21 protein-coding genes are annotated in these 24,309 nt (G+C 66.8%); 10 read left to right on the plus strand and 11 right to left on the minus strand.

The features are described 5' to 3' along the window. Positions 1-227 precede the first annotated feature (227 nt). Positions 228-614 (plus strand): RidA family protein, encoded by a 387-nt coding sequence (locus ABD301_RS38755; protein ID WP_163568342.1) that lies wholly within the window; start codon positions 228-230, stop codon positions 612-614. Between the two features lies 1 nt (position 615). Here the strand turns inward: ABD301_RS38755 and ABD301_RS38760 are convergent, their stop codons facing one another. From ABD301_RS38760 to ABD301_RS38770, 3 genes are all read right to left on the minus strand, one after another. Beyond that, a complete protein-coding gene (locus ABD301_RS38760; RefSeq protein ID WP_344315038.1) occupies positions 616-3,288 on the minus strand; it encodes a bifunctional acetate--CoA ligase family protein/GNAT family N-acetyltransferase in 2,673 nt (890 codons plus the stop codon). 8 nt (positions 3,289-3,296) lie between these two features. Next, a complete protein-coding gene (locus ABD301_RS38765; RefSeq protein WP_344315039.1) occupies positions 3,297-4,466 on the minus strand; it encodes an acetoin utilization protein AcuC in 1,170 nt (389 codons plus the stop codon). 145 nt (positions 4,467-4,611) lie between these two features. Further along, positions 4,612-5,448: a sulfurtransferase gene (locus ABD301_RS38770; protein ID WP_344315040.1), complete on the minus strand. Its 837-nt coding sequence runs from the start codon at positions 5,446-5,448 to the stop codon at positions 4,612-4,614. A gap of 58 nt (positions 5,449-5,506) precedes the next feature. Between ABD301_RS38770 and ABD301_RS38775 the strand changes: the two genes are divergently transcribed. After that, complete coding sequence (locus ABD301_RS38775) at positions 5,507-6,187, plus strand: iron-dependent transcriptional repressor DtxR (RefSeq protein ID WP_279580247.1); 681 nt, start codon at positions 5,507-5,509, stop codon at positions 6,185-6,187. 53 nt (positions 6,188-6,240) lie between these two features. Here the strand turns inward: ABD301_RS38775 and ABD301_RS38780 are convergent, their stop codons facing one another. Both ABD301_RS38780 and ABD301_RS38785 read right to left on the minus strand, forming a co-directional pair. After that, positions 6,241-7,731 (minus strand): amino acid permease, encoded by a 1,491-nt coding sequence (locus tag ABD301_RS38780; protein ID WP_344315041.1) that lies wholly within the window; start codon positions 7,729-7,731, stop codon positions 6,241-6,243. A 731-nt stretch (positions 7,732-8,462) separates the two neighbouring features. Beyond that, positions 8,463-9,569, minus strand: a complete 1,107-nt coding sequence (locus ABD301_RS38785) for a DUF4192 domain-containing protein (protein WP_163568340.1) — start codon at positions 9,567-9,569, stop codon at positions 8,463-8,465. Positions 9,570-9,747: 178 nt separating this feature from the next. On the opposite strand from ABD301_RS38785, the gene ABD301_RS38790 reads away from it, so the two are divergent. Then, positions 9,748-10,350 (plus strand): hypothetical protein, encoded by a 603-nt coding sequence (locus tag ABD301_RS38790; RefSeq protein WP_344315042.1) that lies wholly within the window; start codon positions 9,748-9,750, stop codon positions 10,348-10,350. Here the strand turns inward: ABD301_RS38790 and ABD301_RS38795 are convergent. Beyond that, entirely contained in the window at positions 10,347-11,687 is a 1,341-nt protein-coding gene (locus ABD301_RS38795) for an MFS transporter (protein ID WP_344315043.1), read from the minus strand. The two genes, ABD301_RS38790 and ABD301_RS38795, sit on opposite strands and share 4 nt — an antisense overlap. Before the next feature lie 114 nt (positions 11,688-11,801). Between ABD301_RS38795 and ABD301_RS38800 the strand changes: the two genes are divergently transcribed. From ABD301_RS38800 to ABD301_RS38810, 3 genes are read left to right on the plus strand one after another with little or no spacing between them, the layout of a single operon-like run. Further along, a complete protein-coding gene (locus ABD301_RS38800) occupies positions 11,802-12,113 on the plus strand; it encodes a helix-turn-helix domain-containing protein (protein WP_344315044.1) in 312 nt (103 codons plus the stop codon). Continuing rightward, positions 12,053-12,640: an MmyB family transcriptional regulator gene (locus ABD301_RS38805; protein ID WP_344315046.1), complete on the plus strand. Its 588-nt coding sequence runs from the start codon at positions 12,053-12,055 to the stop codon at positions 12,638-12,640. The genes ABD301_RS38800 and ABD301_RS38805 overlap by 61 nt, the downstream gene beginning before the upstream one ends. 23 nt (positions 12,641-12,663) lie before the next feature. After that, on the plus strand, positions 12,664-13,725 hold the full coding sequence (locus tag ABD301_RS38810) for a DUF2293 domain-containing protein (protein WP_344315048.1): 1,062 nt from the start codon (positions 12,664-12,666) through the stop codon (positions 13,723-13,725). On the opposite strand, the gene ABD301_RS38815 is transcribed toward ABD301_RS38810, so the two are convergent. Beyond that, positions 13,704-14,132, minus strand: a complete 429-nt coding sequence (locus ABD301_RS38815; RefSeq protein ID WP_344315049.1) for a cytotoxic translational repressor of toxin-antitoxin stability system — start codon at positions 14,130-14,132, stop codon at positions 13,704-13,706. The genes ABD301_RS38810 and ABD301_RS38815 overlap by 22 nt on opposite strands. Further along, on the minus strand, positions 14,129-14,545 hold the full coding sequence (locus ABD301_RS38820; protein WP_163568337.1) for a prevent-host-death protein: 417 nt from the start codon (positions 14,543-14,545) through the stop codon (positions 14,129-14,131). Before ABD301_RS38820 ends, ABD301_RS38815 begins: the two co-directional genes overlap by 4 nt. 351 nt (positions 14,546-14,896) lie before the next feature. Here ABD301_RS38820 and ABD301_RS38825 point away from each other — a divergent pair, with 351 nt between their 5' ends. The 4 genes from ABD301_RS38825 to ABD301_RS38840 all read left to right on the plus strand — a co-directional run bounded on the left by ABD301_RS38825 (position 14,897) and on the right by ABD301_RS38840 (position 17,979). Continuing rightward, a complete protein-coding gene (locus tag ABD301_RS38825) occupies positions 14,897-15,112 on the plus strand; it encodes a hypothetical protein (protein ID WP_344315050.1) in 216 nt (71 codons plus the stop codon). A gap of 160 nt (positions 15,113-15,272) precedes the next feature. Next, positions 15,273-15,794, plus strand: a complete 522-nt coding sequence (locus ABD301_RS38830; protein WP_344315051.1) for a TlpA family protein disulfide reductase — start codon at positions 15,273-15,275, stop codon at positions 15,792-15,794. After that, positions 15,791-17,584 carry an ABC transporter ATP-binding protein gene (locus tag ABD301_RS38835; RefSeq protein WP_344315052.1) on the plus strand — a complete coding sequence of 598 codons (1,794 nt, stop codon included), beginning with the start codon at positions 15,791-15,793 and terminating at the stop codon, positions 17,582-17,584. The genes ABD301_RS38830 and ABD301_RS38835 overlap by 4 nt, the downstream gene beginning before the upstream one ends. Further along, complete coding sequence (locus tag ABD301_RS38840) at positions 17,581-17,979, plus strand: S26 family signal peptidase (protein ID WP_163568334.1); 399 nt, start codon at positions 17,581-17,583, stop codon at positions 17,977-17,979. Before ABD301_RS38835 ends, ABD301_RS38840 begins: the two co-directional genes overlap by 4 nt. Positions 17,980-18,152: 173 nt before the next feature. Here ABD301_RS38840 and ABD301_RS38845 read toward each other — a convergent pair whose 3' ends face one another. The 3 genes from ABD301_RS38845 to ABD301_RS38855 all read right to left on the minus strand — a co-directional run bounded on the left by ABD301_RS38845 (position 18,153) and on the right by ABD301_RS38855 (position 24,037). Then, the gene (locus tag ABD301_RS38845) at positions 18,153-22,106 is read right to left on the minus strand and encodes a vitamin B12-dependent ribonucleotide reductase (RefSeq protein ID WP_344315053.1); all 3,954 of its coding nucleotides are present in this window, start codon (positions 22,104-22,106) and stop codon (positions 18,153-18,155) included. A gap of 134 nt (positions 22,107-22,240) precedes the next feature. Continuing rightward, complete coding sequence (gene nrdR, locus ABD301_RS38850) at positions 22,241-22,765, minus strand: transcriptional regulator NrdR (RefSeq protein WP_344315054.1); 525 nt, start codon at positions 22,763-22,765, stop codon at positions 22,241-22,243. Positions 22,766-23,554: 789 nt separating this feature from the next. Beyond that, positions 23,555-24,037 carry a LysM peptidoglycan-binding domain-containing protein gene (locus tag ABD301_RS38855; protein ID WP_344315055.1) on the minus strand — a complete coding sequence of 161 codons (483 nt, stop codon included), beginning with the start codon at positions 24,035-24,037 and terminating at the stop codon, positions 23,555-23,557. Positions 24,038-24,309: the final 272 nt, after the last annotated feature.

Genomic DNA, 24,309 nt, shown 5'->3' on the forward strand with positions numbered 1-24,309 from the left:
TTTACTTGCGTGTGGCGCAAGCAAAGGAGCGTTGCGGACGTCCGGGGGAGGGCGAATTATGGTGAAGGGATGAAGAGGTGGGATGGGACCATGTGGAACGGATGCGAGGCGAGTTTGCCCCGCTGGCCGCCGCGCAGCTGACCGTGGACGCGATCGAACACAACCTCGACCAGGTCCTCGCCGCCATCGGCGACTGACCAATCACCGTTGCGGAAGGAATCCACGAAATGCGCCACCATCTGCTTCGACCGGCTGGGCTGCCGCCGGTCAATGGCTACAGTCACGCGGTCGTCTACAAAGGACAGACGGTGGTCATTTCGGGCCAGGTCCCGCTGGACGCCGATGGTGTGCTCGTGGGACCGGACGATCCGGCGGCACAGATCGAGCAGGTGTTCACCAATCTGGAGACCGCGCTGGCCGCCGCGGGCGCGACGATGGCGGACGTGGTGAAGCTGACCGTCTTTCTGACGGACCTCGCCGACCTGCCGATTTTCCGTGCTGTACGGGACAAACACATCACCGTTGACACTCCCCCGGCCAGCTCGCTCGTCCAGGTCAGCGGCCTGGTGCATCCGGGCTTTCGGGTCGAGGTCGAGGCGCTCGCCGCTCTCTGAGTTACAGAAGGAGCCGGCGGGGGCCGTGGTCCGGGCGCGATACCGGCGGGCCGAGTCGTACGGTCGCGTGCAGGACGGCGAAACCGTGCGCACGGGCCAACACTGGGCGCAGTGCCAGGTGCCGGATTTCCGGTACGTCGTCGGCCAGCATGCCCAGCCGAAGCAGCAGGTCGGCGAGTGCGTCCACATCGGCCGGCGTGGCCCCGCGGTGGCCGAGCAACATCGGCGCGGCCAGTGGCGCGCGTACCAGATCGGCGGCGTCCACGTCGGTCACTGGAATGGCCCGCCAGGCCATGTCGCCGAGCAGCTCGGTGGCCACGCCGGCGAGGCCGAATCCCAGCACCAGACCAAAAGACGGGTCGTCTGCGACCTCGACCACGCAAGCCACCCCGGGGTCGACCATGGTCTGGACGAGCACCGCGGAATCTGAGCCGGACGCGGACAACACGTCTCGTACGCGGCCGTACGCGGCGGAAAGCTCGCCCGGCCCGCCGATATCCAGCCGTACCGTGCCCAAATCGATGCGATGCCGCAACTCGTCGTCGGCGGCTTTGAGGACCACCGGGTAACCGACCGAATCGGCCGCCGCCAGCACTTCGTCCAGGGTGCCGCAGCGAATCGACGGCAGCACCCCGATCCGGTACGCGGCCAGCAGCTCCGCTGCCGCCTGGTCATCGATCTGTTTGCCGTCCGGATGCTCGGAAAGCCGGTGCCGAGCATCCCATTTCCGCACCACCACCCGAGCGCCGGCAGTGTCCACATCGGACCGGTCCGGCAGCGACCCGACCGGGGCCCGCCGCCAGTCCGCGTAGTTGGCCACCAGGCCGAGCGCGTGCACGGCTTCCTCCGGCGACGGATACGACGGCACCGAGCCGCGGTCGGTGTAGCCGGCCTCGCCGCGCTGACGCAGCCGCTCCGGCACCCCCTCCGCGGCCAGGAAAGTGGAGACGACCGGTTTTCCGCAATCTCCCACGGTTCCCCGCAGCACCCGGGCGTACGCCTCAGCGGAAGTGGCGATCGCCGGCACGAACACCGCGACCAGGGCATGCACTTGCGGATCGTCGACAGCGGACCGCAGGGCCACCGCGAAGTCGTCGGCGGAGGCGTCCGGCCCGATATCGATCGGCGATCCTTGGGCTACCCGCAACGAAACCGCGGCACACGCGTCGGCGGCCAGCACGCCCAGCGCTGCCGAGTTGCCGACGATCGCGACCGTACGACCGGTCGGCAGCGGCTGGTACGCCAAAATCTGCGCCACGTCGAACTGCTGGGACACCGTGGTCACCCGGATCACCCCGGACTGGGCGAAAAGTGCCTCGACACCGCGTTCGCCGACCGTCGGGCCGCGGCCGGCCAGCGACGGTGGCGGGGTCGAGCTCTTCACTGCCACCACCGGCTTGCGGCGGGCCAGTCGTCGGGCCACTCTGGCGAATTTTCGCGGGTTACCGAAAGATTCCAGGTAGAGCAGCACCACGTCGGTGCTCGGGTCGTCGATCCAGAACTGCATCAGGTCGTTGCCGGACACGTCCGCGCGGTTGCCCGCACTGACCACAGTGGACAGTCCGATGCCACGCTGCTCGGCCTGGTCCAGCAGCGCGATGCCGAGCGCGCCGGACTGGCAGAAAAACCCGATCCTGCCGCGTAAGGGCAGCGTCGGCGCCAGCGAGGCATTGAGTCGTACGTCCGGATCGGTGTTGAGAATGCCCAGACAGTTGGGCCCGACCACGCGCATGCCGTGGGAACGCGCGGAAAGGACCAGCTCCCGCTCGGCCTGTCGGCCGTGCGGCCCGGTTTCCCCGAAACCACCGGAAACGATGACCAGGCCACGGACGCCGGCCCGGCCGCACTGGCGTACGACCTCGGCCACCGCGGCCGCTGGCACCGCCACGACCGCGAGGTCGACACCACCGGGAATGTCCGTCACAGTGGGAAAAGAGACCATGCCGGCAATCTCGCTGCGATGCGGGTTCACCGCGTAGACCGGGCCACCGAAGCCGGCCTCGCGCAGGTTGTCGAGCAGCACCCGGCCGGCCACCGCCTCGGTGGAGCTCGCGCCGATCACCGCCACCGACCGCGGCGACAGCAGCCGGGCGATCGAGGCCGACTCGGAACGCTGTTCGCGTCGCCGCAGGACGCCCACCGACTGCGGTGTTTCCACGATGTCCCACTCAAGATGGACGACGCCGTCGTCGTACGACCGCGCCACCGTGTAACCCGCGTCGCTGAAAACCCGCATCATCGTGTGGTTCGTCGGCAGCACCTCGGCGACGAACCGGCGGATGTGACTTTCCTCGGCGGCGGCGGCCAGATGTTCCAGCAGCACCGAACCGATGCCGCGGCCCTGATGGGTGTCCTCGACCACGAAGGCGACCTCGGCCTCGTCCGCGGAGATCCGGTCGAACCGGCCGATCGCGATCAGCTCGTCACCGAGCTCGACCACGAAAGCCTCCCGGTCCACGTGGTCGACGGTCACGAAACGCTTCAGGTCGCGCTCCGGAATCCGCGGATACGGCGAGAAATACCGCAGGTAGCGGGTCCGTTCGCTGAACCGGGAATGCAGCGCGACGACCTGGTCCGCGTCGGTTGCCCGGATCGGTCTGATGTGGACAGTGCCGCCGTCGGAAAGCAGGACGTCGGCCGCGCGATGTTCGGGATAACCGTCCTGAGTGGACATGTGCTTTCTCAGTCTCTCGGATCGTCCGGGTCCAGGCCGTGCAGCGGGAACACGGCTCGGCGGGTCGCGAGAACCGCACGGTCCACGCTATCCCCGCCACGCTGCCACGGCGTGAACTCGGTGTTGCCACCGTCGGTCATGGCCAGCGGAACGCGGGCGGACGGGCGACGCTCGGCGGCGAAGGCCCGCCACCGGTCTGGCGTCTCGATGGTCACGTCCAGCGGCTGGCCGGTCAGGGTGGCGAGCAGGTGGGTCCACGCGCGCGGGACGACACTGACGACGCCGTACCCACCGCCGCCGAAACACACCCACCGGCCGCCGGTCAGTTCCTCGGCCAGTTTTTCCAGCGCCAGATAGGAAGCACGTTGCCCATCAACGCTTAGCCGGAGATCGGCCAGCGGGTCCACGGCATGCGTGTCGCAGCCGCACTGGGTCAGCAGGAGCTGCGGCTGGTACGCACGCAGCAGGCTCGGCACGACGGCGTGAAACGCGCGCAACCATTCGGCGTCGCCGGCGCCAGGCGGGAGCGGCACGTTCACCGCCGTGCCTTCGGCTCCGCTCGTACCGATCTCCTCGGAGAAACCGGTGCCGGGGAACAGCGCGAGCGGCGTCTCATGCAGGCTGATCGTCATCACCCGCGGATCGTCGTAGAACGCGGCCTGCACGCCGTCGCCGTGGTGCACGTCGAGGTCGACGTACGCGAGCCGCTCCGCGCCCATGTCCAGCAGGCGCGCGATCGCCACGGCCACGTCGTTATAGACGCAGAAACCGGACGCCGACGAGCGCATCGCGTGGTGCAGGCCGCCAGCGATGTTCGCGGCCCGCTGCGTACGCCCCGACCAGACGGCCTCGACCGCGGCGATGCTGCCGCCGCAGACCAGGCTGGACGCCTCGTGCATGTGGTCAAAGGTCGGGTTGTCGGGCGTGTTCAGGCCGAACCCGGACCAGAACGGGTCGTGCGGCGCCGTCTGGACAGCCGTCAAATACTCTGCGGAATGCACCCTGAGCAGTGCTTCCTCGGGTGCCGGCGCCGGCACCACCAGCTCGACGCCGTCGCGGTCGAGCACGCCAAGCTCCCGAGCCAGCGCGATAGTGAGCTCCACCCGCACCGGATCCAACGGATGCTCGCCGAGGTTGTAGCCGAGCAGGGCCGGATCCCACACCAGCGCGGTCTGCATGCCGCTATCCCATCACGCCGCCCGGCCACCCACCATCTCACCGCCCACCCGTCGCCCTCAGCCACCCAGCCTTGTCCGCATCGACGCGATACGTGCGCCTGAGGCACGCATCGCGTCGATGCGGCAAACGGGCGACTCCGGAGGGTTACGACTGGGGGCCGGTGGCGATGGGACGGGAGGGGTCCGACGACCAGTCGCTGTACGAGCCGGCGTACAGCGCGGGCGTCGGGACGGGCAGCCCGGCGGCCTCGATGGCGAGGATCGTACGAGCGGCGGTGATGCCGGAGCCGCACGAAACAACCACCTCGCGGTCGGCGTCCACGCCCGCGTCGGCGTACCGGTTGGCCAGTTGGTCAGCCGCGAGGAACCGGCCAGATTCGTCGAAGTCATCGCCGCCGGGCACGTTGACCGCGCCCGGGATGTGCCCACCGACCCGGTCGAAAGGCTCCACCTCGCCGGTGTAGCGGTTGTGCGCTCGTACGTCCATAAGGAGCTCAGCGTGGACCGCGCCGTCAGCGTCGACCAATGGCATGGCGCCCGTACGTACGACCAGGTCAGAGGCCTCGACCCGCGGCTCGTCCGTACTCACCGGGCCACCCGCGGCAAGCCAGGCCGCCCAGCCGCCGTCCAGCACGGTCACGTTGGTGAGACCGGCCCAGCGCAAGACCCACCACGCGCGCGCCGCGGCCAGCGTGTCACCGGAGTCGTAACAGATGACCGGCACCTCAGCGCTTACGCCGGCGGCTCGCAGACCCGCCTGCAGCGTCTCAGCATCCGGCAAGGGGTGCCGGCCGCCACCGCTTTGGCCGGAGAAGACGGTTTCGAGGTCGACGAAAACAGCACCCGGAATGTGCCCGGCGTCGTACTCGGGACGGCCCTGCGGTCCGCTGAGGTGCCATCGGATGTCCAGCAGCCGCAGCGGGGCGGGCGTGTCGAGCGCGGCACGCAAGTCGGCGACAGTGGTGATCGGTGAGGGTGCCATGGCTCAAGTGTTGACGACGGTGGTGAGAGTAGGCTTCTCAGGGCGGGAGGAGGCAACTGTGAACGACCTAATTGACACCACTGAGATGTATTTGCGCACTGTCCTCGACCTCGAGGAAGAGGGCATCACGCCGCTGCGGGCGAGGATTGCCGAGCGTTTGCATCAAAGTGGCCCGACTGTAAGCCAAACGGTGGCCCGGATGGAGCGCGACGGACTTGTCCGCGTTTCCGGTGACCGGCACCTGGAGTTGACCGACGAGGGCCGCCGGCGTGCCATCTCGGTGATGCGCAAGCACCGACTCGCCGAGCTTTTGCTGGTGAACGTCATCGGGCTGGAATATGAGGCCGCGCACAGCGAGGCCTGCCGGTGGGAACACGTGATGAGCGACGCGGTCGAGCGCAAGGTGTACGAGATGCTCGGCCGGCCGAAGGTGTCGCCGTATGGGAACCGGATCCCCGGGCTGGACGAGCTGGACGAGCTCGCCACCGGCGCGGACGACGAGGAACCGGCGGTCAGCCTGGACGCGGTGCGGGATCAGAACCCGGTGGTGGTGCGGCGGATCTCCGAGCTGCTGCAGGCCGACGAGCGGATGATGGAAACCCTGCACAGTGCCGGGGTGGCGCCGGGCGCGACGATCACGGTGTCCCGGATCGACGGCGGCATGCAGGTGGTGAACGGCGAGCAGTCCGTGCAGTTGCCCCGAGAGGTGGCGAACCTGGTGTTCGTCGGAGCTGCCTGATTCTTCGTACGAGCAAAAAGAAACCGCCAGCACCGCTGGCGGTTTCTTTTGCTTCAGTTCTGTTGTCTGGCTTTCTTCTCTTCGACCGCGAGGCGTGATTTCCAGGCCCCGTACGCGAAGTAGAAGCCCAGACCGATCACCATCCAGATGATGAACCGCAGCCAGGTCACCACACTGAGGTTGAGCATCAGCCACACACAGAAAACGATCGCGAGGGTCGCGACCACCGGCACCGCCTTCACCTTGAACTTGCGCGGCAGGTCGGGCCGTTTCCTGCGCAGCACCCAAACGCCAGCCGACACCAAAATGAACGCGAACAACGTTCCGATGTTCACCATTTCCTCCAGTGCACCGATTTGCACGAAGGCGGCGAGCAGCGCGACCACCGCGCCAGTGGTGACGGTGATGTAGACCGGGGTGTTGGTTTTCCGGTTGGTTTTCCCAAAAGCGCGCGGCAGCAAGTTGTCGCGGCTCATCGCGAACAACACCCGCGACTGGCCGAGCAGCAACACCATGACCACGGTCGTCAGACCACAAAGCGCGCCGAACGAAATGATCTGCGATGTCCATTGCACGCCGTGCGCCTTGAACGCGTCAGCGAGCGGCGCGGCCGATTTCGGGTTGATCTGGCTGTATTTCTGCATACCGGTGATCACCATCGAGACCGCGCAATACAGGATCGTACAAATCACGAGTGACCCGAGAATACCGCGCGGCACGTCCCGCTGCGGATTGCGAGTCTCCTCCGCCGCGGTCGCGACCACGTCGAACCCGATGAACGCGAAGAACACCAGCGAGGCGCCAGCGAAAATACCGAACAGGCCGTACGACGTACCGATGCCGCCGAACACCGCCTGGATCAGCGTGCTGTCGAGCAAGCCGCCACCACCGGCACTCGCCGCCTGCGCGGGCGGCACGAACGGCACGTAGTTGGCGCCGTTGATGTAGAAAACGCCGGCGACGATCACCAACAACACCACGACCACCTTGATCGAGGTGATCACCAGCGACACCCGGCTGGACAGCTTCGTACCGACCGCCAGCAACGCGGTGAGCGCGGCCACCAGGATGAACGCGCCGAAGTCGACTTTCGCGTCAGAGCCGGCGAACCAGGTCGGCACCGGGATCCCGAAGCCTTGCAGTGTGTTGAGCAGATAGCTCGACCAGCCCTTGGCCACGGTGGCCGCGCCGAGCGCCAGCTCCAGCGCCAGATCCCAGCCGATGATCCAGGCGACGAACTCGCCCAGCGTCGCGTACGAATACGTGTACGCGCTGCCGGCGACCGGCACCGTCGACGCGAATTCGGCGTAACAGAGCCCGGCGAACCCACAGGCGATGGCGGCGAGGACGAAGGAAATGACGATCGCCGGACCGGACGTGGTCGCCGCCGCCCGGCCGGTGAGGATGAAGATGCCGGCCCCGATCATCACGGCGACACCGAAGACTGTCAGATCCAGCGCGCTCAAACTCTTGCGAAGCTTGGTGTCCGGCTCGTCGGTGTCCGCGATCGACTGTTCGATCGTCTTCGTGCGCAAGAGATTCATACGTTCTCCCTCACCATAGGATGTAGGTGGACGCACTATCGCAAATCCCATCCGCCGATGCACCCACAGAACGGACAAAGCGCCTTAACAACATAGCAACATTTCGTCATTTGTTGCCTTGTAGCGCTTTACCAGCGAAAACAGATCGCTCGGCGCTCGGCGCTCGGCGCTCGGCGCTCGGCGCTCGGCGAATGTAACGAAACGGCGGACAAAACGGACGGATCCGCGCAGTTTCGTTACATTCGCGGATCCCCCAACGTTCGGTGACCGAGAGTGCCGAGTTGGGCCGCCTGTCGGTGCTGAGCGTGACGATGCTGTGGTGTTGGTCGGCGAGTGCGGGACAATGTCCCGCAGTCGACGTCGAATGTGGGATTTTGTCCCGCGGTCGAGGTGATTCACGACCCACGTCCAGCGTTAACACCGCGAGTTTGACGTTTTAGTGGTGGCAATCGGCGGCGGCAGCGAAAACGTCGAGTTCGCGAAGGGCCAGCGTCCCAGCTGTGCGAGACGATCTCGACCACGTTGCCGCCACCTTCGATCCGACCTGCCGGGGCCTTCCCCCACCCCCACCCTCCCCCTCTTCGTTGCGTGACCGGCAGCAGGCGGCTCGGTGCGGCGCACGGGTTTCCGTGCGGCACGGGCCACTGTGCAGCACGGGCCGTCGCGCGGCGCGCTGCGATCGCGTCGGGCGGCGTACCGGTCGCAGGCCGGGCCGGGTGCTGCTGAGTCGGTTAGGTAGTCACTGGAGCCTCCTTGGCCGCGGCTTGGGTGCGTTTGAAGCGCAGCTCGCTGAACCATGCCTGCCGGATGGTGGCGGAGAATTCGCTGGGCGCGATGGCGCGGGCAAGGATCTCGTCGACGAGCTGGGCCATTCCGTAGTCGGGGTCCTCGGCTAGTGCTCGTTCCAGGCTGACCTTGGCCAGAGTGCCGTCTCCTTCCGCATACGCCCAGATGGCCAGCAGGGTGGCCGGGGGTGCGGCGAGCGGCGGCGGGAGGCGGTGGACGAGCTGGCGCCAGATGCTCTCGGCGGCATCCGCGAGGGGGCTGATGGTCCAACGCAGAGCGCGGTCGCGGACTGTTACCACCGCGAGAGCGGCGCCGAGCTCGCCGACCTCGGCGGCGGTCAGTTCTCGTGGGCCGTCACGGCGGGCCACCACGGCGGCTCCGAAGATCCGCTCACCGGCGTCCACCATGGCTTCGATGGTGGTGCTGGTCGCGAGGTTCGTCTGCGCTTCCCGAGCCGCCTCGTACGCCGCGCGCACCTCCACCACCTCGGCGGACGGCTGGTACGAGACCGATGCCTGCACGGCGGCCCGGTCCGGCAACACCGCACGACCGAGGGCGGCCAACTCGGCGGCATAGCCAGCCGCGGCTTCCTCATCGATCTGCCGGCCGCCGGGTGGACAGCAGGCCGCGTTGCGGCAGCTCAGCGACCTCCACCTGGCATCGTAAACATGGATCACCTCGGACACCGTGAGGCCGGCTCGCCGGGCCGCCGCGCGGGCCGCGCCGGCGGCCCGGCGCACAATCGACAACGGCAGCTCGGAGACCACCAGCAACACGACCTCGACCGCCTCGGCTTCCTTCAGGTAGGCGGCGAGGGTCGCCGCCTCCTGTCGGAAAGGCGGGCGCTGCAGATCGATCCGCGCGGTCAGCCGCACTCGGCGGCGGTCCGCGGCGAGGCCGAATCCGACCAGGCTCTCGGACGGGTGGAAACCCAGCATGTATGGCATCGCGGCGGCCATCGCGCCAGGCCCGCGGAGCCGGATGCGGGCACCTGACTCCAGGGCGCTGTCGGCGCGTTGCCCGGCGAGTGATCGCTGGCGGAAGGAATTCATGCCACCAGCATTGCGTCGCGGTGGCCGGCTGGAATGGACGCGACGCAGATCTGTGGACGAAAAGACGCACTGGGGATACCCGCGAAAATCACTTTCAATGTGCTAAGGCGCCTCCTTTCAGGGAAATCCTGTGGATAACCGCAGCGCCGCCGCACCCGAATAGGCCACAGTTCTCTACATGTCGATAAGCGATTCTCATCTGTACGAAGACCGGCCACCCCATTGGATGCCACCAGCACTGAAGTCTGCCGGGGATCTGGTCAACCGTTTGCTCGGTCCGCCGGACTGGCTCCGGTCCGGTTGTGCGGTGACCGCCATCCTCGCGGACGCCCGAATGCCGGCGCTCTGGATGGCCAGGCTCGCGCCCGCGCCGTACTGCCTCGGCGACGCCGCCACCGGCAGCCCGATCGAGCCGTTGGTCGCACAACTGGTCGCCACCCGGCCCAGGCAGCGCGCCAACAGCTGGCTGTCACTGCTGGTGGAGCGCAATTCGGTGGCTCCGGAGCGGTGTGACATCGGGTGGGTCTACGCGCTGCTCCAGGCGGCCGCCGACCATCGGTTGCGAGTCCTGGACGTGGTGGTGACCGACCCGGAGGGCAGTCGCCTGCTGTGCGCCAGCACCCCGGTGCTCACCTCGGTCCCGAACGAGCCGCGCCGGTGGCCGCTGGTACGGCACGCTGTCGATGTCGACCCGGCCACTTGTCTTTCGCGTTACCGCAAAACCAGCACCGGACAGTGGGTTGTCCCGCGCGGCTGCCCGGCCTTCGACGAATTCTGTTAGCGCGGGCGAAGGAAAATCGTCGTGACGGTCCCAGTGATCACCAACAAGACAGCCCCCAGCACAGCAGAAAGATGCAGCCCCGCAATGAAATCGCCGGCCGCGAGCGTACCGAAGACAGCCACGCCTAAAGCACCGCCGAACTGGCGGCCGGCATTGAGTACGCCCGAAGCCATCCCGGCCCGGTCGGCGTCGACCGACCCCATCAGCGCCGCGGTAAGTGCCGGTACGGCCAGCCCGCCGCCGAGGCCGAAGGGCAGCAGAACCACCACCTGCAGCCAAAACGAGCTGCCGACGTCCAATGCGAGCAGGCCCAGCATACCGGCGAACAACAGGGCCTGGCCGACCAGCATCGGGAGCCGTGGCCCGTAGCGGCCGGTCAACCGGCCAGCCAGCAGGTTGACCACGGTGATCAACGCGGTCATCGGCAGGAACATCAAACCCGTGACCAGCGACGAGAGCCCACGAAGCTGCTCGAAATACAGCGCCATCAGGAAAACCACACCATAGAAACCGAAGTTGAGTGCCATCCCGGTGGCCGTGGTGACCGTCACCGCGGCCGACCGAAAGAGCTGCGGTGGCACCATCGGATGCGCAGACCGGCTTTGCGAGACCACGAAAAACACCGCCGCAGCCACGAAAACAGCGAGTGCGACGAGACCGGCCCGGCCACCTTGAATGACCGCGTAGGTGACCGCGGCCACCGCCACCACGACGGAAATCTGCCCCGGCAGGTCGAAAGGCACACGGCGTGGCAGGGATCGGGGCATACGAGCCAAAAGAACCAGACCGACGATCCCAATCGGTACGTTCACGAAGAAAACCCACCGCCAACCGAGCGTGCTGGTGAGCAGCCCGCCAACCAGCGGACCGGCCGCCATCGCGGCACCGCCAGCCGCGGTCCAGCTGGCGATCGCCCGGGTCCGTGCCGCCGTGTCCGGGAATGCCTGTCGTACGAGCGAAAGCGACGCCGGCAGGATCGCCGCGGCCGCCGCTCCCTGCACGAAACGGGCGCCGATCAGTACGCCGAGACCGGGCGCGAGCCCACCAGCTGCCGAGGCGAGCGTGAAGGCGATGAGGCCAATCTCGACGGTCCGGCTCGCGCCAAGCCGATCGGACATCGAGCCGGCGGACAGCAACAGCGCGGCGAGCATCAGCGTGTAGCCGGTCGCCACCCACTGCAAGGCGTTGATGCCGCCGTGCAGTTCATGCCCGATCACCGGCATGGCGACGGTCACAATCTGGGTATCGAGGGTCAGCACGAAAAAACCGAGCGCGGCGACCACCAACGCCCGCACACCGGAGCGCTTTTCGACGGTGGGAATCAAAGTCTGTGCCATGACCACTATCGTTGTCGGCCCTGACCAGCCTGGACAGCGTTCTGGGTGACCATGCCATGGTCACCCGGCGCGGAATAAACTGGCGGTGACGACGGCGAAGGGAGACGAGCGCGGATGGACGGTCGGCTACGCGAGCTGGGTGCCTTCCTGCGGGATCGACGCTCCAGGTTGGAGCCCACCGCCGTCGGGCTGCCGGCCCAAGCGCGCAAGACGGCGGGCTTGCGCCGCGAGGAGCTGGCGGACCTCGCGGGCATCAGCGTCGGCTATTACGTACGGCTGGAACAGGGCCGCGGCGGGCCGCCCTCGACGAGCGTCCTGGACGCGCTGGCACGGGCTCTACGGCTGACCGAGGACGAAAAACGCACGTGCACCTGCTGGTTGACGCCGGCGTCAACCGCTACCCGACCACGCCGACCCCCGCCATGATCCAGGCTGCCGAAGAGGCAGTGGAGATGATCGCGGCACCCGCGGCCGCGTACGTCATCGACCGGGTCAGCGACGTGCTCGCCTGGAACCCGACCGCGGCCGCCCTGTTCCTCGGCCATTTTCAGCCCGGCGAAACACGCCCGAACAATATTCGGTGGGTGTTCTGCCATCCGGCCGCCCGCAGGTTGCTCACTGACTGGACGGAGGTCGCCGACGACACCGTCGCGCATCTGCGGGCCACCATCGGACACCGGCCGGACGACCCGCAGCTGCTCGATTTCGTCAGCCGGTTGCGGACCGACAGCGAAGAATTCGCCAAGCGCTGGGACCGGCGGGACGTACGACCGCGGCACAGCGGCGCGAAGGAGTTCGCCCATCCGGTCGCTGGCCGGCTTCGGCTGGCGTACCGAGTGCTGGACATCTCCGGCACCTGCCACCATCGGCTCGTCGTTTACCGCGCCACGCCTGGAAGTTCGGATCACGCGGCACTGCTTCGGCTGACCGAAACCGCGCCCACTATCGTTTGACGGATGGTTCGAGGAATATCGCGATGAGCAACGCGAAAGTGCGGAGCCGGGTGGTCGCCGCCGCCGAAACCGCGCTGGAGCGGCAGAAGTACGTGGCACCGATTGAGGTGCTGAACGCGATGGGCTGGGCTTCGGGAAACCAAATCGACGCCTGGCGCGCCGGTCGGATCGACTTCTTCACCGAGATGGTCTCCACCAGCCCCGACAAACTCGCGGCGGCGCTGGAATATCTGCGGGAATGGGCCATCGGCAAAAACCTGATCGCCACCGAGGCGTCCTATGTCGCGGCCACTCGTGACCGTCGCGAGCTGCGGTTCGTCGCCGACGGCACGGCCGACACCGACCGGATCTTCCGCGTCCATTGGAATTCCCCGGACCTCAGCGAGGCCAAGCAGGAGCAGCTGACGGCGAAACAGAACAAAGCGCCGGACCTGCTGGTGATCATGCCGCTCAAAGACTGGGAATGCGGGACCTGTACGGGCACCGGCGACCTGCTGATCATGGATGGTCCGGGGCCACTCTGCCTCACCTGCGCGGACATGGACCACCTGGCGTTCCTGCCGTCCGGCGACGCGGCGCTGACCAGGCGGGCGAAGAAAGCCAGCGTGCTGTCGGCCGTGGTCGTACGTTTCAGCCGCTCCCGCAAGCGGTACGAACGCCAGGGCATCCTGGTCGAGGAGCCGGCGTTGGAAGCCGCCGAGGAACAATGCCTCGCCGACGAGGACGCGCGTGAGCGCCGCCGCGAACGCGACCGAGTGCGCCGCGTCGGCCAGGACGTGGAGTTCCAGGCGAAGTTCGCCGCCGAGATCGGCCGGCTCTTCCCAGGATGCCCTGCGCCCCGCGCCGACGCCATCGCCCTGCACGCCGGCACTCGCGGCAGCGGCCGGGTCGGCCGCAGCGCGGCCGGACGGGCACTGGGCCACCAGGCGATCACGCTGGCCGTCATCGCGTCCGTACGTCACGAGAACACCGACTACGACACGTTGCTGATGGCCGGCGTCCCACGAGAAGACGCCCGCGACCGCATCCGCGACACCATCGACCAGGTCCTGGATCGCTGGCGTCAGCCGCCTTCGGCCCAATAGCGGTTCACACGCTCCATCGCCTGCTCCAGCGTCATCTGGGCGATCTCTCGCTCGTCCACGCCCGCCCTGTGCACCAGCAGGTGCACCAGCTCCGCCGGCAACGCCTGCGCCGGCGGCTTGGGCATGCCACGATCCGGTCTTGCGCCGTCCCGCGCACACGCCCAGAACTGCGTCTCATCGACGTGCAGCTGGTCGCGCAGAATGTGCCCCCACAGGCTCGGCCCATACGCGCTGCGATCCGGCGGGTGTGAAATGCGCGTACGCAGCACCCGCCCGTCCGGAAGATCCAGCTCGTACGTCACGTGATGCGTTCCGGCCCGCCCGCGCGCGTCCCGGATCCGCCGCCACCCTTCGGTTCGGCAGGACCGCTCATGGTCCGCCCGACTCGGCGTCGGCCAGCTGGTCACGATGACGCGGACACCAGCCAGTCCCGTAGCTGCTGGTCGTCACTGAGGCTGATCAGCTGCACCAAACCCCAGTTTTCCCGGTGGTTGGCGACGTCCAGGAGATGGTCCTGCCAATCGTCCGCATACTCACGCAGAGAGTCGACCATCTCCATGATCGCTTCATCGAAGGTGCCGCCATCAGCCGCCACCGGCACGCCCGGCAGGAACACCGACCAGCCATCCGCCTCCGCCACGACCTGGGCACGAGCGGGCACCACGGACACCAGGAAATGCTGCATCCGCCCCGCATCAACCACCGCCGCCAGCGCGGACTCACGCCGCACCGTCGCCGGCCGCCCCCGCTCGGCGGCGTCCAACAGGTCCTTCAAATGCGACCGCGCATCCGAGTAGCTGTCGTAGTGAATCGCGTTCACCGTGGCGCCTCCAGGATTCGGTGAACCCCAAGCCTGCACCACATCACTACGTACGTCAAGTACGTGACGTACTTACGTTGCGCCGCCTCGCGGATCGCCGCGAGCACGGACCACTGTCGGCGAGTATTTCGCCGCCTGATTTTAACGCTAAACTTGGCAGTTTTGCATGTTTCTTTGGAAAGCTCCACCCTTCCGGCATGTCTTCTCAAAGATCGCGGAAACTTCCCTTGGTTGGGCGTACGCGCATTGCACTGCCAACGGCCGGCGGCTACATTTCGCGCTGTCTCCATCCCGGCACGCCGCCGGCGGGCTCGGGCTCAGCACAGCACCTCGACAAAGAGAGCTGGTGGCATGGTGGCAACAATCAAGGAACGGATCGGGCGGCTGAGCGATCGGATGCTCGAACGCGTCGTTCCCCGGATGACCGCCGACGCGGTGGTGTGCACGCGACGCAAGTGCGGCTGCGGCTTTGGCACGCACATGTATCTCGTCCAGGCGTACGAGCTGTGGGACGAACTGCACGACACCCGCTGCGGGGATTGTCAGCTCAGTGAGGACCGGTGTTAGTTGTACGGTCCTAGCCGCGATACCTCATCGCGTGCGCCAGACGCGCGCGATGAGGTGTCGCGGCCAAACGTTCGACTGACGGTCGGGGTCGTACCGGCCTTCGGCGTCAGCGCTACCAGCCGCTTGTCCCACTCCGGCATCTTCTGACGAGGCGGAACTAATGGCCGTATTGATCGCGATCGGGATCCTGGTCGGTGCGTTGTGCCTGCTCGACTTGGTGTTGACCTTTGGGGTGATCCGGAGGCTGCGAGAGCACACCGAGACGCTCGAGCGCCTCGTCAGCGAGAACGGCGGCACTGCGAAAGCTCCTGTCGTCGGCCAGCCGGTCCGGGAGTTCACGGCGTCCACAGTGGACGGTGAGCCGATATCGTTCGTGGGTACGACGGCCGTGGTTTTCGTCTCCCCTGAATGCGAAACCTGTCGTACGGACCTGCCTGACCTGGTGGCGTGGGCCGGTGCGCGAAACCGCGAGCGAGTCCTTGTCGTGGTCGATACCACCTTTTCCGACGGCGCCGATTTCACCGCGGCGCTGGAAAAGGTCACCAGAGTTGCGCTGGATCGCTCTTCCTCGGGGGTACGCGAGGCGTTTGACGTACAAGCGTTTCCAATGTCCTGTGTGGTCGTGGATGGCACGGTCACCTCGGTCGCGTCGAACTTCTCCCGGCTGCCGGCCTTGGTGTGAGAACCGCGTTCCGGGTGACCGGTCTGGTCTGGCGGTCGGCTCCCTGGCACCTCGTGGCCTATGTCGTGTTGACCGCCCTCGGCGGGCTTACCTCGGTGGTCGTGGCATGGTTGACCAAGCTGGCGCTGGACCGACTGGTGTCCCCAGGCCCGGTTGGCCTGCTGCTCGCACTGGCGACCGGCATCGCGGTCTGGGGACTGGTTGGCGCGCTCAACCCGCAGTTCGGCCAGTATTTACGCGCGGAGCTGGATCGCCGCGCGGGGCTGCGCGCCAAGGACACGCTTTTCGCGGCCGTGGAACGTTTCACCGGCCTGTCACGATTCGAGGATCCAGAGTTTCTGGACCGCTTGCGGCTGGCCGAACAGAGCGCGACGAGCCCGGGTCAGCTGATCGACTCGGTACTCGTGGTCGGGCGCGGCGGTGTGACGCTGATCGGTTTTGTCGGCGCGCTCGCGATCATCAGCCCGTGGTTCACCTTCGTCGTACTGGCCGCGGCCGCACCCGCTCTCCTGGTCGAACTGCGATTGGCCAAGCAGCGTACCGAAATGATACTGACGCTCACGCCGATCCAGCGACGCGAGCTGTTCTACGCGAGCATGCTGAGCATGGCCTCCGCGGCCAAGGAAATCCGACTGTTCGGGCTCGGCCCGCTGTTGCGCGGACGGATGATCACCGAAGCCCGACGCGGCAACGCCACCAGTCGCGACATGGACCGGAAAGAGCTGGTCCACCACGGCGGGTTGATCGCGCTCGCCGGTACGATCGCCGGCACCGGTCTGGTGTGGGCCCTGATGGCCGCCGGCGCAGGGGAGCTCACGGTCGGCGATGTCTCGCTGTTTGTCGCGGCGACCGCGGCTGTACAGTCCGCCACCAGCGCAATGGTCAGCGCCGCCGCCCGGGTGCGCCAGCAGGTTTTGCTGTTCGAGCATTTCGACGCGGTGATATCGGCAGGGCCGGACTTGCCAGAGCCGTCCCAACCGGGCGAGATTTCGGCGTTGCGCAAGGGAATTGAGCTGCGAGACGTCTGGTTTCGCTATTCCGACGCACATCCCTGGGTGCTGCGCGGCGTGAATCTTTTCCTGCCGCACCAGTCGACCGTCGCGCTGGTGGGTCGCAACGGCGGCGGCAAAAGCACGATCGTGAAGCTGCTGTGCCGCTTCTACGATCCGACTCGAGGCGAGATCCGGTGGGACGGAGTCGATATCCGGGATATCCCGGTCGGCGAGTTGCGCACCCGGATGGGGGCCGTTTTTCAGGACTTCGTGGCGTACGACTTCAGCGCGAGCGACAATATCGCGATCGGCGACCTGTCGGCGATCGCCGATCCCGACCGCATCGAACTCGCGGCTCGACGGGCCGGTGTGCACGACGCGATCGCGGCCTTGCCACGCGGCTACGACACGTTGTTGACCAGGGCTTTTCGCAGCCAGTCCGATGTGGACAGGGACCCCGGTGTGGTGCTCTCCGGCGGCCAGTGGCAGCGGGTCGCGTTGGCCAGAGCATTTCTGCGCGAGGACCGCGACCTGGTGATCCTGGACGAGCCGAGCGCGGGTCTGGACGCTGAGGCCGAGCACGAGGTGCACTCGCGGCTGCGGGAGATCCGAGCGGGTCGTACGAGCCTGCTGATTTCCCATCGGCTCGGTACGATCCGCGGCGCCGACCACATCGCCGTCCTCGTCGACGGTCTGATCGCCGAGCAGGGCACGCACTGCGAACTGTTGGCCGCCGATGGCGACTATGCGCGGTTGTTCAACCTGCAGGCCGAAGGTTATCTGGCGGTGACGTCATGATCGCGGCAGCTGCGCTGCTCGTGTTGATCATTGGCGGAGTTTTCTGGTTGCGCGGTCAATACTCGGTGATCACCGTGCGCGGCGAAAGCATGAGCCCCGCGTACGAGCACGGCGATCGCCTGCTGTTACGGCGAAAGAGCGCGATCGGCGTCGGACAGGTCGTGGTCTTCGCCGATCAGAGATCGGCCGGCCCACCGCACTGGATCCTCAAACGCGTCGCCGCCGTGCCCGGCGATCCGGTCCCCCAGGAAACGCAACACCACATCCACGAGGAACACGTGCCACCGGCACAGCTGGTCGTACTCGGCGACAACGCCAGCCACTCCACCGACTCCCGACACTTCGGCTACGTAGCAACAAACCGAATCCTCGGCGTCGTACTAAGGCACCTCTAAATACACGCAGGTGGTGGGGTGATTCCGCGGAATCACCCCACCACCTGCGGCCGAAACTCAACCACCGCCGCGTCGGCCGTCAGGCCGACCGACTGCCGGCGCCGGGGTGCCCGCTCTTTGGACACCCCGTCGACGGCAAGTCGATGCGCGCGGCAGGCACTGCCGCCATCAGCTCAGCTGCAGCCGCTTGTCGAACCGCAGCCTTCACACACGAAGCAGGAGCCGGCGGGGCGCATTTTCGTCCCGCAGGTCATGCACAGTGGCGCGTCGGCGGACTTTCCTTGGACGACCTCCAAAAGCTCGGCGGTCGACCCGACGCTGCGGGGCGCTTCCTGAATCGCACCGACTGGGGCGCTGACCGGAGCGGACTGGGCGAGTCCCTCCAAGTCGACGTCGGTGTCCGCGACCGGAGCCGCGGCGGTGCTGGCAGCATCCAACTGCTGCGTACGCTCGGCGGCCGTGAAGATGCTCAGGTCGGCACGCTTGTCGTACGGCAGGTAGTCCAGCGCCAGCCGGCGGAAGATGTAGTCCATCACCGAGTTGGCGATCCGGATGTCCGGGTCGTCGGTCATGCCGGCCGGCTCGAACCGCATGTTGGTGAACTTCTCAACGAAAGTCTCCAACGGTACGCCGTACTGGATGGCCACCGAAATCGCCACCGAGAAGGCGTCCAGCACTCCGGCGAGCGTCGATCCCTGCTTGCCCAGCTTGAGGAAAACCTCGCCGAGACCGTTGTCCGGATACGACGACGAGGTCATATAACCCTCGGCGCCACCGACCGAGAAGGAGATCGTCTGCGACGAACGCTTCTTCGGCAGCCGCTTGCGCACGGCCCGGTGCTCGGACGACTCCTCGACAACCACCGGCGCCTCGGCCTTTTTGGCCTTGGCATCGGACAACGGCTGCCCGACCTTGCAGTTGTCACGGTAGATCGCCAGCGCCTTGATGCCGAGTTTCCAGCCCTGGAAGTAAATGTTCTCGATTTCCGCAACGGTGGCCGTCTCCGGCATGTTCACCGTTTTGGAAATGGCGCCGGAAATGAACGGCTGCACGGCCGCCATCATCCGCACGTGACCCATCGGCGAGATGGCCCGCTTTCCCACCGCGCAGTCGAAAATCTCGTAATGCTCGGTGCGCAGACCGGGCGCGTCGACGACGTGACCGTTCTCCGCCACATATTCGACGATGGCCTCGATCGACTCCTGTTGGTAGCCGAGCACCTCCAGGGCCCGCTGCAGTGTCTGGTTGACGATCTGCATCGAGCCGCCAGTGGAGAGTTTCTTGAACTTCACCAACGAGAAGTCGGGCTCCACGCCGGTGGTGTCGCAATCCATCATGAAGCCGATGGTGCCGGTCGGCGCGAGCACGCTGGCCTGCGCGTTGCGCCAGCCGTTGACCGCACCGACCTTCAGGCCCTGCTGCCATTGGCGGGTGGCCTCGCGCAGGATCTGGGTGTCGTCACCGCCAAAGGGCCGAACCGCGTCGTTGGCCGCCGCGTGCTTGCGCATGACGCGCTGGTGACCCTCCGCGTTGCGGGCATATCCGTTGTACGGCCCGACAATCCCGGCGAGCTCGGCTGAGCGCCGGTACGCCGTACCGGTCATCAGCGACGTGATGGCGGCGGCCAGCGCGCGACCGCCGTCGGACTCGTAGCCGTGCGCGGTGGCCATCAAAAGCGCGCCGAGGTTCGCATAGCCGATGCCGAGCTGGCGGTAGTCGCGGGTGGTCTCACCAATCGCCTCGGTCGGGAAATCCGCGAAGCAGATGGAAATATCCATCGCGGTGATGACGAACTCGACCGCCCGTACGAACCGCTGGGTGTCGAAAGTCCCGTCACTCTGCAGGAATTTCATCAGGTTCAGCGACGCCAGGTTGCACGACGAGTTGTCCAGGCTCATATATTCCGAGCACGGGTTGGACGCGGTGATCCGACCGGTCTCGGGGTTGGTGTGCCAGTCGTTGATGGTGTCGTCGTACTGGATGCCCGGGTCGGCGCATTCCCACGCGGCCTTCGCCATCTTGGCGAACAGACCCTTCGCGTCGATTTTCTCGATCACCCGGCCGTCCGTACGGGCGCGCAGGGCGAAGTCGCCACTGTCCTGGACGGCCGTCATGAACTCGTCCGACACCCGGACCGAGTTGTTGGCATTCTGGTACTGGACGCTGGTGATGTCCCGGCCACCGAGCTCCATGTCGAAGCCGGCGTCCCGCAGCGCGCGGATCTTGTCCTCCTCGCGCGCCTTGGTGTCGATGAACTCCTCGATGTCCGGGTGGTCCACGTCCAGGACGACCATCTTGGCCGCCCGGCGGGTCGCGCCACCGGACTTGATGGTGCCGGCACTCGCGTCCGCCCCGCGCATGAACGACACCGGGCCCGACGCGGTGCCGCCGGAAGAGAGCAGCTCCTTGGACGAGCGGATCCGGGACAGGTTCAGGCCGGCGCCAGAGCCGCCCTTGAAGATCCGGCCCTCTTCCTTGTACCAGTTCAGGATCGACTCCATCGAGTCGTCCACAGCCAGGATGAAACAGTTGTGGACACGAAGGCCAGCAGAGAGATACTCGCCGCTCTCGGTCTGGATGTCGTAGACATCCAACACTCCGCGATCTTCGATTCGGGCGATCTCCAGCCGCTTCGTCTCTCTCGCCGGCAGACCGGGCAGGTCGAAGCTACGCTCCAGTTTGCCGGCCTTGACCGGGTCGATGAAGCCGATCTCGTCGGCGAAGGTCCGCCGGTCGCCGGCTGACTGGATGCCGAGGTGCCAGATTCCGCCGCCGCGCCCCGGCCGCTCGTCTTTCTTGAAGCTCACCCGGGCGAAGATGCCAAACCTGCCCAGCAGCGCCTGCAAACCGCGAATGAGCTGCTCGCCGACCATGTCGACGCCGACCAGCGTGGAGCGCTCCCGAGCCGACACATAGCCCTCGGCCTGGAAGACGCTCCGCAGATATGCCGCGACAACCGGCAGCGGCGCCGTGTAGAGATGCGGCGGCACCTCCATCGCCGGGCCGCGCACCAACAGCTGCCAGCGTTCGACAAAGGACCGCAGAGACTCGCCGTAAAGGCGGAGGCGCCGGCAGTCGATCACCTTGTCCTGAGTTTCGACCTTCTGCTCGTGGCTGTGCACGTCGGGGAAGAGGCGGCGGACGGCATCGGCCACCCAGGCACGCTCCGCATCGGTGACAGTCATTGCCTCGATGGTGAGCGACCGGTTGGTGCCGGTGGCGTACTGGCCGACGAATCCGTCAGACTGCAGCCAGCCGGCCAGCGCTGCCTCGGCGATTTCCCGCGGGTCGATCTCGGCCTCGCCGTACGAGTCGCGCCGGTGCCATTCAAGCTGGTCACCGGGCTGGAGGGTGCCGGCTTGGACAAACCGTCCGGTGCCCTCGCCAGTGCTCTTCCACACCAGGTGGTCCGCAGTGACGTCCAGCGCGTGGCCGGCCTTGGTGTGGATGCGCAGAACTGACTTCCGACCATTTGCCTTCACCGCGAGGACGCGGGTCACGCCGTGCGCGTCGAACACCTTGGCGCCGATCGCCTGATCGTCGACCAAGCGGCCAATCGGGATCAGGCCGGCTGGTGAACTGACCAGCGCGTCGTACGGCTGGCAGGCGCTGACCTGCTGAGGCGACGGCGTACCGACGTTGAACCACACCGGCGAGTTGAAGCTGAACACCTGGTGCAGCAACATCCAGGTCAGCTCGTGTTCGAAGATCTCCGCGTCCGCGTCGGTGGCGAAGTAGCCGTGCTCGCGGCCGGCCTTACCGTACGTGAGCACCACCCGGTCGATCAGCTGGCGCAGGCTCGACTCCCGCTGCGGGGTCCCCACCGCGCCGCGGAAATACTTGCTGGTCACGATGTTGACGGCGTTGAACGACCACGCGTCAGGGAACTCCACCCCGCGCTGCTCGAAGTTGATCGAGCCGTCTCGCCAGTTCGTCATCACGACGTCCCGGCGCTCCCACGTGACCTCGTCGTACGGATGCACGCCGGCGCTCGTGTAGAGGCGCTCGATCTTCAGACCCTTCGAACGTTTGCGTTCGGTCGTACCGGCCTTGCCGGCGCCCCCCTTCCGATCCGCCGGTCCCTCGCTGGTCCCCCCAGCTGTCGAGGTTTCGACCGTCTCGGTCATGACGTTCCCCCCTGCCTTTCTACGCTGGAATCTGCCCCGAACGCCGATCTGACGGCCCACCGCTCCCCGCTGTGCGCCCTGGCCGCCGCCGGCTCCACTTATGTCCCCACGTGCTCTGTCCCCATCCACCGCGGTCATCTGGTCGCTCCCGCGCTGTCCGCGTCCGGCTGCCGCGGCGACGGCGCGCCGACGGCGTGGTCGCCGCGCTTCTGGCTCCGGTCGGTCCGCAGCGCGGCGATCTCGGACTCGAAGTCGTCGAGCGAGTCGAACCCGCGGTAAACGCTCGCGAAGCGCAAATAGGCCACCTCATCGAGCTCACGGAGCGGGCCCAGGATCGCCAGCCCCACGTCGTGCGATCCGATCTCGGCGCTGCCGGTGGCCCGTACCGAGTCCTCGACCCGCTGCGCCAACAGCGCCAACGCGTCGTCATCCACCGGCCGGCCCTGGCACGCCCGCCGGACCCCGTTGATGATCTTGTTCCGGCTGAACGGCTCGCTCGCGCCACTGCGCTTCACCACCGCCAGCACAGCCTCTTCGACCGTCGTGAACCGCCGACCGCACTCCTGGCACGAACGCCGGCGACGGATCGCCGCGCCCTCGTCGGCCTCCCGCGAGTCGACCACTCGCGACTCCGGATGCCGACAGTACGGACACCGCACGGCTACCTCCCCCACTCCTCTACCTACCCCGCTTCAGCGCCGCCCAACCCCGTCCTGTGGAGCAATGTGTGGACAGGTTGTGCAGAAGCTGTGCACGAGGTGTATGTAACCCTCCACTAGCTGTGGATGACTTACACGCATGTAACTACTAGATGTTGGGTTTGAAGGCTATGCCGAGACCGCCGCAACCGCAAGTGGTGACACGCGCAACACACCGGACATTCCAGACATCCACTTTTCCCGCCGCTCCCCCAGTCGCCCCGCCGCCCGCATGCCCCACAATCAGCGCTCCACATCCCCCGACCCGACCGCCCGCGACGCCGATGTACCGCTACATTTTGTTGATCTTGGTTAGTTGGCCCGCACGAATCGGACAAATCGACAAAATGTCCACTTCGTACGGGCTAACTAACCAAGATCAACATCGAGCGTCCCGGCAGGCGGGACTGGGACGCCTCGGTAGGCACATCAGCCCCACCGGCAACGGGTCCAGCGTCGAGCGCGGCACAAAACCTCACACTCGACGTCGACCGCAGGACAAAGTCCCGCATTCGACGAAAATCCAGCCGAGGGTGACGTTGTAGGCGGTGGAATGCCCTGGTTTGTCACCTCTACAACGTCACCCTCGCGAAGGGCCAACCATCCCAACGGAACAAACGGGGCACTGAACCAGCCCAACCCACCGCGCCCGTACGAAACGACACCCAACTCACCAAGTGAGCAGCGCGGGATCTACCTCTCCTCAGAGGCAACCGCCGCCCGTGACCTTCGAGCCAAACCAGCCAAAAACTAAGCAGAACGAGGCGGTAGGACCAGGCGATACCCAGCCCACACCGTCAACCCGGACAGCCCGTTGAGCCGCTGGATATCGCGAATCACCGACGACGGGTCGCGGCTCGGGTCATATCGCACGGCGATCGACCACAGGGACTGGCCGGGCTGGACCACAACGCTCGCCGGTGCGCTGGACGGGTTCTCCTGGGCGGCCATCGCGCGGGCCGACCAGAAGGCGGCGCCGGCGGCCAGCAGCACCAGGGCGATCACCAGCACGGCCCGGCCGCGCCGGGTCAGCCGCAGGCCCGGGTGCCGCCCAGTGCGTCGGCCGTGCTGCCCGACGATCACCCGGCGGCCCTTGCCGGCCGGGTGCCGCCACATCGCCTGCTCCCGCACCCGCGGGTCGAGCTCGGGCACGACCTGTTCCAGGGGCTGCGTCGAGAACCGCCCCGGAAACAGCTCGATCACCGGAGCCAACGCCTCGCTGGTCATCGTCATCGGATCCTCCGTCACCCTCGCGACGCTTCGGTGATCGAGCGCACGCAGGCCGGCTCGGATCGCCGTGAGCTCCGTTGTCGCCATCTCCGTCATGCCGTCTCACTCCACTCAGCCAGACCGTGAACCCGAACGCGCGTTCGATAGAACAGCTGTTCGGGTTTGTCTACCAGGAGGGTGCGACAAAATCGAGTGCCGCCCGGCGTGTCTTCGAACAGATGTTTGAAATTGTCGGTACGGGTGGCTAGCGTCGGGTCCGCCGGTAGCCATCGAGC

The organism is Fodinicola feengrottensis, from assembly GCF_039530045.1.
In the GTDB taxonomy this organism is placed as follows: domain Bacteria; phylum Actinomycetota; class Actinomycetes; order Mycobacteriales; family HKI-0501; genus Fodinicola; species Fodinicola feengrottensis.